The organism is Geothrix fuzhouensis, from assembly GCF_024609325.1.
GTDB lineage: Bacteria > Acidobacteriota > Holophagae > Holophagales > Holophagaceae > Geothrix > Geothrix fuzhouensis.
On record NZ_JANHMQ010000001.1, the window covers coordinates 162,081 to 174,679 of the forward strand.

The window sequence follows — 12,599 nt, forward strand, 5'->3', positions numbered from 1 at the left end:
GGCTCTACGGCTTGGTGAACCTGGGCCTGCCTCCGAGGTCCAGGTTCAGCCGCTGTTTCGCAGGCCCGCGGCGATGCCGTTGATGGTGAGGAGGATGCTGCGCACGGTGAGGTCGTCGCTGTCGCTGGCCCGGTAGCGGCGCAGCAGCTCCACTTGGAGGTGGTTCAAGGGGTCGAGGTAGGGGAAGCGATGCTGGATGGAGCGCTTCAGGGCGGGATTGTCCTCCAGCAATTCACGTTGCCCGGTGATGGCCTTAAGCGCGCGGATGGAGGCAGCGCACTCCTCCTGCAGGCGGCCGAAGATCCGGTCTCTCAAGGCCGTATCGCTCACCAGGTCCGCATAGCGGGAGGCGATCCCAAGGTCCACCTTGGCGAGCACCATGTCCATGTTGGAGAGCAGGTCGCGGAACGTGGGCCAGCGGGCGTGCATCTCCCGCAACAAGGTCAGACCGACTTCGCCGCGCTCCCGTTGGAAGGCTTCGACCGCCGCACCGAACCCGTACCAGCCCGGCAGCATCAGGCGGCATTGGCTCCAGCTGAAGACCCAGGGGATGGCGCGGAGGTCCGTGATGGCGTGGCCCGCCTTCCGGCTGGCCGGCCTCGAGCCGATGTTGAGCTGGGCAATCTCGGCGATGGGCGTGGACTCCCAGAAGAACTGCTCAAAGCCCTCCGTTCCGTACACGAGATCGCGATAGGCCCGGCAGGCCTCGTTCGAGAGCGCATCCATGGCTTCCGGGAAGCGGGGGTCCATCCTCACGCCATCGGCATCCGGAAGGCTCCCCTCCAGAGTGGCGGCTACCAGCACGTCAAGGTTGCGGCGGGCCACGGCCGGATGACCGTACTTGGCGGCGATCACCTCGCCCTGCTCGGTCAGGCGGATCTGGCCGCGCACCGCACCAGGCGGCTGGGCGAGGATGGCCTCGTAGCTGGGTCCGCCGCCCCGGCCCACGGACCCGCCGCGGCCATGGAAGAGTCGCAGGCGGATGCCATGGCGCCTGGCCACCTCCACCAGGCGCAACTCAGCTTTATAGAGCTCCCACCGCGAGGTGAGAAACCCGCCGTCCTTGTTGCTGTCTGAATAGCCCAGCATCACCTCCTGCACGTTGTCGCGGCTGTCCAGCAGCCGCCGGTAGAAGGGCAGCCGGAGCAATCCATCCATGATGTCGCCGCAACGCTGCAGGTCCTCGATGGTTTCGAAGAGGGGGATGAGGTTGCTGTCGAGGCGGCTCTGCGCTGGGCGCAGGATCCCCGCCTCCCGCAGCATCACGGCGGCTTCCAAGAGATCGGAGACGCTCTCCGTGTGGCTGACGATGCAGCTGGGGAGGGTCTCCACCCCCAGGCGTTGCTGGGCCTCGGCAGCGGCGCGGAACAAAGCCAGCTCGCCCTGGGCCTCCTCGCTGTACGGCAAGTAGGGCGAGGCGAGAGGACGCGGGCTACCCAACTCGGACACCAGCAAGGCCACCCGTTCCGCTTCGCCCAAGCCCAGGTACCTGGTGCCTGGCCGCACGGCCTCCAGCAGCTCGGCCACCACCCGTTCATGGACCTCGGAGCTCTGCCGCAGGTCCAGCGGCGCGAGGTGGAAGCCGAACACTGATATCGACCGGCGCAGGTCCCGCAGGCGGCCCCGGGCCAGCAGCCGGCCCCCGTGGGCGCGCAAAGAACGGTCCAGCGTGTCCAGATCCGCTGTCAGCTCTACGGGTGTGCGATAGGGCTCCACTGGTCCGGGTAGGGGAGCTGCCTCAGAGGCCACCTCGTTCCGATGGGTGGCCGAGAGCCGCTCGAAGATCAACGAGAGGGCCCGCCGATAGACTTCGTCCACATGCTGGGGAGATTTGTCCGGAGACCGTTCCGCCAAGTCCTGAACCTCCTGGGAGGCCCGGGTGACTTGCAGGCTGAGGGAGAGTTCCTCGCCGAGGGCGCGCGTCTCCCGAAGCAGGAATTCCAGGATGGTGCGGGACTGCATCCGCAGCGTCTGCTGAAGCACTTGGGCGGTGACAAAGGGATTGCCGTCCCGATCGCCGCCGATCCAGCTGCCGACCTGGAAGAAGGGGGGCAGCTCAGTCTCACCCCAGGCCGGGTCCAGCCCGAGCCGATCCTCCAGATCCGCATAGAGGGCAGGAACCTCCTTCAGGAAGGTGCGGTCGAAGTAGGAGAGGGCGCCGGTTACCTCGTCGGCCACCGCCGGCCGCTGGGGCCGCAGCATGCGGGTCTGCCAGAGCAGCAACACCTGCCGCTGCAAGTGTTCGTCCCGGAGCGCCGTTTCTCTTGGAGTCGAGGCATGGCGGTCACGCTCATCGAGCAGTCGGGCGATCTCCATCTGGGCATGCAGGATGCTTTTGCGCTGTACTTCGGTGGGATGGGCGGTCAGCACAGGGCGGACCTGGGCGCTGGCGAAGAAGGCCCGCAGGCCAACTGCATCCAGCCCCGCACGGGCGGCCCGGTTAAGGGCGTGGCCCAGGGAACTGGGCCTGGGTGGGGCGCTCCCCATGTGGTGGGCGCGGGAGCGCCGGATGTGGTGCTGGTCCTCCGCCAGGTTGGCGAGCTGGGAGAAGTAGCTGAAGGCGCGAACCACCAGAATGGCGCGTCCGGGACTGAGGTCTTTCAGGATGGCCTTCAGCTCAATATCAGCGCTTGGATCCAGCGCCCTGTGGAAGCGCACCGAACTTTGCCGGATCCGCTCGACGAGCTGGAAGGTCTCCTCGCCTTCCTGCAGCCGGACCGTGTCCCCCAGCAGCCGCCCGAGCAGACGGATGTCCTCCTTCAGGGGGAAATCCTTGTCAGGGTGGTCGGAGTCCATGGCTGGGATCCCCTCAGGCTCTTGAAATAAAGGCCGGCCTGGACCCCAGCGTAAAGGAATTCGGGATTTCAAGGATTGTGGATGTGGCGACAGACACGCTGTGCGTTGGGTCGGTGGGAGCGCTATGATGAATAACCTGACCAACCCGGTCAGGATTCTGGGGCACCCATGAAAGTCATCGTCGCCAAGACTGCGGGGTTCTGCTGGGGCGTCAAGCGCGCCATGGACGCGGTACTGGAAGCTTCCATGCGGAACGACGGCCGCACCGTCCAGACCTTGGGGCCCCTCATCCACAATCCCCAGGCGCTGGCCCTCATCGGCAAGCGGGGGGTGGCGGTGGCCGAGGCCCCGGACCAGGTCCAAGCCGGAACGGTGGTGATCCGTGCGCATGGCATCCCCATCCAGGATCTGCGCGGACTCAAGGAGCGCCAGGCCAAGGGCGAGCTGAAGATCGTGAACGCCACGTGCCCCGAGGTGGCCAAGGTCCACCACAAGATCAAGAAGTGGAGCCCCAAGGGCTACTTCACCGTGATTCTGGGCAGCCATGGCCATGCGGAAAGTTTGGCCCACCGCAGTTTTGCGGACAGTGGGTCGCTGATCGTGTCGAATATGGCCGAAGCCGAGGCCCTCACGGATGCACAGCTCAGGAAAGTGCTGGTGGTGGCCCAGACCACCTTCACCGTGAAGGACTACCACGCCATCACGGATTACATCCGGACCCGGGCCGTGGACGGAGTCTTTGAAAACACCATCTGCGAAGACACCTGGATGCGCCAGGACGAGGCCAAGGAACTGGCCCGCACGGTGGATACGGTGATTGTCGTGGGCGGCAAGACCTCCAGCAACACCAAGCATCTGGCCGAACTGGCCCACCACTACGGTAAGCCCGTGCAATACGTGGAGACCGCGGCGGAATTGGATCTGAAGGCTTTCACCGGCCGGGAAACCGTAGGCGTGCTGGCTGGTGCCTCCACGCCCACCTGGTTGGTGGACGAGGTGGTGGATGTGCTTGAGCAGTTGGGGGACGGCCCGAGCCGCTGGCGCAGCTTCCTCCAGGCGGCCTTCGGCAGTTCTTCGCTGCTGGCCATGGGGGCGGGCTTCATGACCCTCGGTGTGCACAAGTGGCTGGGCTTGCCCCTGGGCTGGCGTTACCCACTCCTGGCGGGAACCTACGTACTGGCGATGTACCTGTTGACCCCCTACCTGGACCCGCTGGGGCTTGGCGCCAAGGGCCCAGCGCGGGCGCGGTTCCTAGAGCGTAATCGCAGCATCCTGCTGTCCGCGGGTCTGGTGGCCCTGACCCTCACGCTGGGACTGGCGGCCACCCTGGGCCTGAAGGCTCTGGTCGTGGCAGTGGGGGCCTCCGTGGTGGGTGCGGGCTACAAGCGGCGCTTCCAGGTGGGCCGTCGCGTCTTCAGCCTGCGCAGCATCCCCGGCTCCAAGGATGTGGTGGTGGCCCTGGCGCTAGCCACGGTGGCGGTGATTATGCCGGTTTGGCAGGAGGGGCGGGTCTGGGACCTGCGCGCCTTCGCCGCCGTCTTCCTGGTGGGCGTCCTGGCGTTCGTCCGCACCGTCATCTACGAAATCCGGGACATGCAGAATGATCAGATCGTCGGCAAGGAGACCCTGCCGATCCTCATGGGCAAAGCAGCCACCAAGGCGGTGCTGGTGGGATTGCTGGGCATCCTTCTGGCTGGGACTCTCTGGCTGACCTTCGACAACCGCCAGAATGGACATCCCCTGGCCGTGGCGCTGGTCCTGGTGGTCTGCGCCGCCTACCCGGTGCTGTATCTGTGGCTCTTCCATGAGCGCTTCACCGCCGGGAGGCACCGGTTCGAACTGAGCGTGGACCTGAGTTTCTGGCTGGTGGGCTTGCTGGCCATCGTGTAGAACTTGCCCTTTCGTTAAGGGCTGCTAGCCTTGGGGCACCTTTTCAAGGAGAGTACCATGCGTATGAAGTCTCTCGCCGTCCTAACCGCTACGGTCATGCTGGGCGCTGCCCTCGGCTGGGCCGCTGCCGCCGCGAGCTATCAGAAGACCGGCACCGTGAAGGAAGTGGGCCCGGACAGCTTCACCTTGGACCTCGGCAAGGAAGCCTGGCGCTTCTACACCGACAGTGGTACCGGCGGAAAGGAAGCCCTCAAGGTCGGCGACAAGGTGACCGTCACCTACAAGCAGGTGGCAACCAAGATCGAAGCCAAGGCTGCCGCCAAGGCTCCTGCAAAGAAGAAGTAGTCCATTCAGACGGAGGATGCTTCGGCCGCCTCGCGTATGGCCACAGGCCGTACCAAGAAGAAGTAGTTCCACCGCAGGTGGCACCAGAGAAACGGGGCGCGGATGCGCCCCGTTTCTCTGGGTGTGGAAAGATGGCTGCATGCGGAACTGGGTCCTCATCACAGGTTGTTCGACAGGCATCGGGCGGGCCCTGGTGCCGCTCTGCCGCGCGTCCGGTTGGGGCGTGGTCGCCACGGCGCGGCGGGTGGAGACGCTGGCGGACCTTCCCCCGGGTGAAGACCTGCGCGTGCTGCCGCTTGATGTGACCGAGGCGGCCAGCATCGCTGCCGCAGTCACCGCCTGTGAAGATTTGTCCCTCAAGGCCCTGGTGAACAACGCCGGCTATGGCCAGGTAGGACCGCTTGAGCTTCTGCGCCCAGAGGAACTCCGCGCACAATTCGAAACAAATGTCATCGGCCTGCACCAAGTGACGAACGCCTTCCTGCCCCTGTTGCGGCGGGAACCCGGTGCGCGGATCCTCCAAGTGGCCTCCATGCTGGGACGCCTGTCCATCCCCCTGGCGGGCCCCTACAATGCCTCCAAGCATGCGGTGGTGGCCCTGGCGGAAAGCCTGCGCCTGGAGATCGGCGAGGAGGTGGCCGTGGTGCTGGTGGAGCCGGGCGCCATCCGCACGGAGTTCCGGGAGACGCTGACCAAGGCCTGGGGCGACCTACCCGAGCGGGCCCGCGGCACGCGCTACGAAGCCATCCTCGCCCGCTACCTGGCGGTGCGGAAGCATCAAAGCGAGCGCTTCGCCATGGATGCGGGGCGCTGCGCCGGGAAGATCCTGAAGGCCCTGGTCGCTGAACGTCCCCCGCGGCGCGTGGTCATCGGGCGGGATGCCTTCTGGGTGGGCAAGGTGAAGGCCCTCCTGCCCGCGGCCTGGTGGGAGGCGATCCTGCGCCGGGCCTACGGACTGAAGCGACCCTGAGGCGAGTCCTGCCAGACTGAGGGCATGACCGAAGACCGCCTTTACCTGATCGACACCTTTGCCTTCATTTTCTCGGTATCCGCTGCGCGGATACGCGAGACCTCGCCGCTGGACCTGGAGGTGACCCGTGGCTGAGGACCGCCTTTATCTCATCGACACCTTTGCCTTCATCTTCTCGGTATCCGCTGCGCGGATACGCGAGACCTCGCCGCTGGACCTGGAGGTGACCCGTGGCTGAGGACCGCCTTTATCTCATCGACACCTTTGCCTTCATTTTTCGAAGCTACTTTGCCAATCCGCGGTTGAAGAACGGCGCCGCCTACACCTTCACGCGCCTGGTGCTCCAGTTGCTGGAGAAGCACCAGCCCACGCACATCGCCTGCGTGTTCGACATGCCGGGGCCCACCTTCCGGCACGAGATCTATCCTGAGTACAAGGCCAACCGCGCCGAGATGCCCGAGGATCTGCGTCCGCAGATCCCCATGATCCGCCAGCTGGTCGAGGCACTGAACATCCCCATCGTGGAACTGTCGGGCTATGAGGCGGATGACGTGATGGGCACGCTGGCCCGGGAATCGGCGGCTCACGGCCTGCCGGCGGTCATCGTCAGCCCGGACAAGGACTTGCTGCAGCTCGTGGACGATAACCTCCAGATCCAGGTGCTGAACACCAAGGACGGCGAGATCTGGCATGACCGCGAGGGCGTGAAGACTCGCATGGGCGTGTGGCCCGAGCAGGTCGTGGATTTCCTCAGCCTGGTGGGCGACGCCTCCGACAACGTCAAAGGCGTGCCGGGCATTGGCGAGAAGGGTGCGGCCCTGCTGCTGGAGAAGTACGGCGCCCTGGACGGCGTCATCGCCGCGAAGGCGGAGCTGAAACCCAAGCAGCGCGAGGGCCTGGATGCCGCGGCCGAGTGGCTGGAGCTGACCAGGCGGCTCGTCACCGTGGTGACGGATTTGACGCTGCCTCTGCATCCCAAGGATCTGGTCTACCCCGGCGTGGACGAGGCCAAGGCTCGGGAGACCTTCAAGGCCCTGGGCTTCCAGACCCTCACAAAAGAGTTCACCCAGAGCGCCAAGCAAGCGGGCAACGAGCGGAAGTACCGAGCCGCGACCACCCTGGCGGACCTGGAAGCGGCCGTGGCCGCCTGCCGGGTCGCGGGCCGCTTCGGCCTTGACACGGAGACCACCAGCCTCGATCCCACGCGAGGTCATATCGTCGGTCTGAGCCTGGCTTGGGCGCCCAATGAGGGCCTCTACGTGCCTTTGGCCCACCTGAAGCCGGCCACCGCGGACACAGAAGGTTCCCTGCCGGGGCTGCTGCCAGACAGCGGCCTGCCCACAGCCCTGCTGGACCTGCGTGGAGACGCGGGGGCCTTCTTTGCCGAGCTGGCGCCCCACCTGGATCCCCGGAACGTGCCCTTCGTAGGGGCCCGGCGCGTCCTCGCCCCACTGTTCGCGGACCCCGCGGTGGGCAAGTGCGGCCAGAACCTCAAGTACGACCTCCAGGTGCTGGCCCGCCACGGTCTGCCGGTGGCGGGGTTGGCGGACGACAGCATGGTGCTGAGCTTCCTGCTGGAAAGCGGTGTCCGCCACAACCTGGACGACCTGTCCGTGCGCTTGTTGGATGTGAAGCCCATCGCCTTCGAGGAGGTGGTGGGGAAGGGCAAGGTGCAGAAGCGCTTCGACGAGGCCGAGTTCGAGCACGCTGTGCAGTACGCCGCGGAGGACGCCGATCTCGCGCTCCAGCTCTGCGACAAGCTGCGGACCATGCTCACGGACGACCGGTTGAAGCGGCTCTACGAAGAGGTGGATCTGCCCTTGGTGGATGCGCTGGCTGCCTTGGAAGGCCACGGAGTTCGACTTGATTTGGCCGTCCTTTCCCAACTCGCCGTGCGCATGCACGGCGAGCGCAAGCGCGCGGAAGCTCGCGTGACCGAACTCGCTGGCGAGCCCTTCAACCTGAACAGCCCCACCCAGCTGGGCGCCATCCTGTTTGGCAAGCTGGGCTACAAGCCCGTGAAGTACACTGGCAAGACCAAAGCGCCCAGCACGGACGAAGACGTACTCCAGGAACTGGCGGAGAAGCAGGGTGCCGAGATCGCCAGCGAACTGCTGCGCCACCGGCAGATGGTGAAGCTGCTGGGCACCTACGTGGAGGCCCTACCCCAGATGGTGAACCCCGTCACCGGGCGGGTGCACACGCGTCTGCATCAGGCGGCCGTAGCCTCGGGACGGCTGGCCTCCAGTGATCCCAACCTGCAGAACATCCCGATCCGCACCGAGGAAGGCCGCGCCATCCGGGGCGCCTTCGTGCCCGAGCCCGGCTGGGTGCTGCTGGACGCCGACTACAGCCAGATCGAACTGCGGGTGGTGGCGGCCTTGGCCCAGGATCCCGTGCTGCTGGGCGCCTTCGAGGCCGGCGAGGACATCCACCGTCGCACCGCCTCCGAGGTCTTCAACGTGCCCATGGATCAGGTCACCTCGGAGCAGCGCAGTGCGTCCAAGGCCGTCAACTTCGGCCTGCTCTACGGCCAGGGGGCCTTCGCCCTCGCTGCCAACATCGGCGTCAGCCAGAAGGAAGCCAAGGCCTTTATCGAGCGGTACTTCGAGCGCATGCCCAAGGTGGCCGCCTGGATCGAGCGCGCCAAGGAGCAGGCCCTGGCCGAGGGTCTGGTGCGCACCCACTGGGGCCGCATCCGGCGTATCCCGGAATTGGAGAGCCCCAACAAACAGTTCCAGGCCCAGGGCCTGCGCGAGGCGGTCAACACCATCGTGCAGGGCACCGCCGCGGACCTCATCCGCCGGGCCATGGTGCGCCTACACCATAGCCTCCGAGCAACAGGGCTTCGGGCGCGGCTGCTGCTGCAGGTCCATGACGAACTGCTGATGGAAGCGCCGCCAGAGGAAGTGGACCGCACCTCGGCCCTGCTGAAGGAGGCCATGGAAGGCGCCGACGACCTGGGGGCCCTGGGCGTGAAGCTGGCGGCCGAGGTCCGCACTGGAGACAGCTGGCTGGCCTGCAAGTAGATTTTGACGATCTGTAGGTCCGGAGAGCCGAAACTTGCCTTTTCGGTCGGAATTGTGATGGCGGTCGGAGCTCAAACCTAACGGGGAGGTCATGATTGGGCGGTCCCGGCGCGGCTTTGCGCCTGGGCAAGCCCCCTTCCCGCAGGAGCCGATCATGAGCCAATACAACATCGCCTGGTTGCCCGGTGACGGCGTGGGCGTCGAGGTCATGGAGGCGGCGAAGATCTGCCTGGATGCCCTGAAGTTCGACGCCGCCTACACCCACGGCGACATCGGCTGGGAGTTCTGGTGCAAGGAGGGGGAGTCCTTCCCCCAGCGCACCATCGACCTGCTCAAGAACAGCCACGCCGCCATGTTCGGCGCCATCACCTCCAAGCCCGTGAAGGATGCCGAGGCCGAGCTGATCCCCGAGCTGAAGGGCAAGGGGCTGATCTATCGCAGCCCCATCGTCCGCATGCGGCAGATGTTCGACCTCTACACCTGCCTGCGGCCCTGCAAGGCCTACCCGGGCAACCCGCTGAACTACAAGGAAGGCATCGACATGGTGATCTTCCGCGAGAACACGGAGGATCTCTATTCCGGCGTCGAGTTCGCCCCCGTTCCCGACGAGCTGAAGGACAGCCTGAAGCGGCTCAGCAAACCGTTCAGCCACTTCGCGGACCTGCCGGGCGACCAGTTCGCCATCACCTGCAAGATCAACACGGTGAAGGGCTGCGACCGCATCATCCGCGCCGCCTTCGAGTACGCGAAGACCTTCGGCTATCCCAAGGTCACGGTCATCCATAAGGCCAATGTGGTGCGGGCGACGGAAGGCATGTTCCTGGAGACCGGCAAGCGCATCGCCAGGGAATACCCCGGCATCCAGATGGACGACGCCAACGTGGACGCCATCACCATGTGGATGCTGAAGAACCCGAAGAACTACGGCGTGATGGTGGCCACGAACCTCTTCGGCGACATCGTCAGCGACCTGGCGGCCCAGATGGTGGGTGGCCTTGGCTTCGGCTGCTCGGGCAACATCGGCGACAAGCTGGCGGTCTTCGAGCCCAGCCACGGCAGCGCGCCAAAGTATGCGGGCCAGTACAAGGTGAACCCCATCGCCACCATTCTCGCCGCCAAGATGATGCTGGATTGGCTGGGCGAGCCGGAGAAGGGCGCCCGCCTGGAAAAGGCCGTGGCCGCCGTCATCGCCGAAGGCCAGGTGCGCACCTACGACATGGGCGGCAGCGCCTCGACCCTCGACATGGGCGAAGCCATCGCGAAAAAACTTTGATTGAAACCGCAGATGACGCAGATGCCGCAGATAAAAACCTCGAAATTCCATCTGCGAAATCTGCGTCATCTGCGGTTAATCACTAAAGGTTTGTCATGAATCCCATCCTCATCCACGAAGTCGGCCCCCGCGATGGCCTCCAGGTCGAGGCTGCGGTGGTGCCGACGGAGGTCAAGCTCGACTGGATCCGCCGCGTGGCGGATTCGGGTGTGGACATCGTGCAGGTGGGCTCCTTCGTGCGGGGCGACAAGGTGCCCCAGATGGCCGACACCGATGAGCTGTTCCGCATCCTTGCCAAGGAAGCCCACCACGCCTTGTTGTCAGGCCTGGTCTTGAACGAGAAGGGCCTGGAGCGGGCCCTGGAGGTGGGCGTGCCACTTATCTGCCTGGGCGTGTCCGCTTCGGAAACGCATAGCCGGAAGAACACCGGCATGGGTACCGACGAGGCCCAGCGTCGCATCATCGCCACGGCCCTGGCGGCGAAGCAGGCCGGCCGGAAGGTCCAGGTGAGTGTCCAGAGCGCCTTCGGTTGCGGTTTCGAAGGCCCCATTCCCGAGGCTCGCGTCATGGGCATCGTGGCGGCCTATCTGGAGGCCGGATTGACTTCCATCAGCCTCGCGGACACAGCCGGTCACGCCCATCCGGCCCAGGTCCGGCGCTACGTGCAGAGCGTGCTGGCCCTGGATCCCAACACCGAACTCACCGCCCACATCCACAACACCTATGGCCTGGGCATGGCCAGCGTCTATGCCGCCATGGAAGCCGGAGCAAAAGCCATCGAGACCAGCTTCGGCGGCCTCGGCGGCTGTCCCTTCACCAAGGTGGCCGCCGGTAACGTGGCCACCGAGGATCTGGTGCACGTCCTCCAGCGGACCGGACAGCGCCTGGACATCGACCTGGCGGCTCTCATCGGCGTCAGCCGGGATGTCGCCCGGCACCTCGGGCGGGAGCTTCCCGGCTGCGTGTACAAGACCGGACCGATTCAAGAAAGCAACCGCAGATGACGCAGATTCCGCAGATGGAAATGCGCTTTTTATCTGCGCCATCTGCGTCATCTGCGGTTCAAAACCAAAGCACCTCACAGGTCATCCCATGAGCATAAAAATCCTCGAAGGCATCAAGGTCCTGGACCTCACCAACGTCCTGTCAGGCCCCTTCACCACCCTGCATCTGGCCCTCCTCGGGGCCGAAGTCATTAAGGTGGAGAACCCCAAGGATGGCGATCTGGCCCGCAAGCTGGGCATCGTGCCTGAGCTGAACAAGAAGCTCATGGGTACTAGCTTCCTGGCTCAGAACTGCAACAAGAAATCCATCACACTGAACACCAAGTCGCCCGAAGGCAAGGAGCTGTTCCGGAAGCTGGCGAAGGATGCGGATGTGGTGGTGGAGAATTTCCGACCCGGTGTCATGGATCGCCTGGGCATCGGCTACAAGGTCCTGGCGGAGCTCAACCCCCGCTTGATCTACTGCGCCATCTCCGGCTTCGGGCAGACCGGCCCGGATGCGCTGAAACCCGCCTACGACCAGATCATCCAGGGCCTGTCGGGCGAGATGGCGGTCAATGGCGATGAGCGGCTGAACCCCCTGCGCACGGGGTTCCCCGTCTGCGATACGGTCGGTGGCCTCAATGCCGCCTTCGCCGTGATGGCGGCGCTCTTCCACCGGGAGCGCACGGGGCAGGGACAGTCCATCGACGTGGCCCTGCTGGACAGCATCATGCCCCTCATGGGCTGGGTGGCGGCCAACCTGCTCATCGGCGGCGAGCAGCCGGTGCTCATGGGCAATGACAACTTCACGGCGGCGCCCAGCGGCACCTTCCGCACCCAGGATGGCCACATCAATATCGCGGCCAACAAGCAGGAGCAGTGGGAGGCGGTCTGTGAGGTGCTGGAGCTTCCCGAATTGAAGACTGACCCACGGTTCCAGGAGCGCGACACCCGCAAGAAGAACCGCGAGGTGTTGACGCCGCTATTGGAGGCCCGGCTGACCCAGAAACCCACCGGTTTCTGGGTGGGGGCACTGAACGCGAAGGATGTTCCCAGCGGGGAGATTCTGGGACTTCAGGAAGCCCTTCGGCAGCCGCAGATCCAGCACCGTGAGGTACTGCGGAAGGTGCAGGTCGCGGGCGTGGGCGAGATCGAGGTCTTCGGCCTGACGGCGCTGTTCGAGAAGACCCCCGGGTCCGTGGAGGCACCGCCACCCCTGCTGGGTGAGCACAATGCCGAGATCTACGGGCGCTTGGGCCTGGCCGAGTCCGATCTGACTGAATTGAAGACCAAAGGCGTCATCTGAGGAG

The 12,599-nt window shown here is 65.3% G+C and carries 8 protein-coding genes; 7 read left to right on the forward strand and 1 reads right to left on the reverse strand.

The window, feature by feature from the left end; translation table 11 throughout:
- Positions 1–45 precede the first annotated feature (45 nt).
- Positions 46–2,796 (reverse strand): phosphoenolpyruvate carboxylase, encoded by a 2,751-nt coding sequence (gene ppc, locus NOV74_RS00745; protein ID WP_257308429.1) that lies wholly within the window; start codon positions 2,794–2,796, stop codon positions 46–48.
- 168 nt (positions 2,797–2,964) lie between these two features.
- Between ppc and ispH the strand changes: the two genes are divergently transcribed.
- The 7 genes from ispH (at position 2,965) to NOV74_RS00780 (ending at position 12,595) form a co-directional block, all read left to right on the forward strand.
- Entirely contained in the window at positions 2,965–4,686 is a 1,722-nt protein-coding gene (gene ispH, locus NOV74_RS00750) for a 4-hydroxy-3-methylbut-2-enyl diphosphate reductase (RefSeq protein ID WP_257308431.1), read from the forward strand.
- Positions 4,687–4,743: 57 nt separating this feature from the next.
- Positions 4,744–5,031: a hypothetical protein gene (locus NOV74_RS00755; RefSeq protein ID WP_257308433.1), complete on the forward strand. Its 288-nt coding sequence runs from the start codon at positions 4,744–4,746 to the stop codon at positions 5,029–5,031.
- A gap of 139 nt (positions 5,032–5,170) precedes the next feature.
- Positions 5,171–6,001: an SDR family NAD(P)-dependent oxidoreductase gene (locus tag NOV74_RS00760; RefSeq protein WP_257308435.1), complete on the forward strand. Its 831-nt coding sequence runs from the start codon at positions 5,171–5,173 to the stop codon at positions 5,999–6,001.
- A 230-nt stretch (positions 6,002–6,231) separates the two neighbouring features.
- Positions 6,232–9,030 carry a DNA polymerase I gene (polA, locus tag NOV74_RS00765; RefSeq protein ID WP_257308437.1) on the forward strand — a complete coding sequence of 933 codons (2,799 nt, stop codon included), beginning with the start codon at positions 6,232–6,234 and terminating at the stop codon, positions 9,028–9,030.
- 154 nt (positions 9,031–9,184) lie between these two features.
- On the forward strand, positions 9,185–10,303 hold the full coding sequence (locus NOV74_RS00770) for an isocitrate/isopropylmalate dehydrogenase family protein (RefSeq protein WP_257308439.1): 1,119 nt from the start codon (positions 9,185–9,187) through the stop codon (positions 10,301–10,303).
- Between the two features lie 95 nt (positions 10,304–10,398).
- A complete protein-coding gene (locus NOV74_RS00775) occupies positions 10,399–11,307 on the forward strand; it encodes a hydroxymethylglutaryl-CoA lyase (RefSeq protein ID WP_257308440.1) in 909 nt (302 codons plus the stop codon).
- An 88-nt stretch (positions 11,308–11,395) separates the two neighbouring features.
- Positions 11,396–12,595, forward strand: coding sequence for a CaiB/BaiF CoA transferase family protein (locus NOV74_RS00780; RefSeq protein ID WP_257308442.1), 1,200 nt, complete (start codon positions 11,396–11,398; stop codon positions 12,593–12,595).
- Positions 12,596–12,599 lie beyond the last annotated feature (4 nt).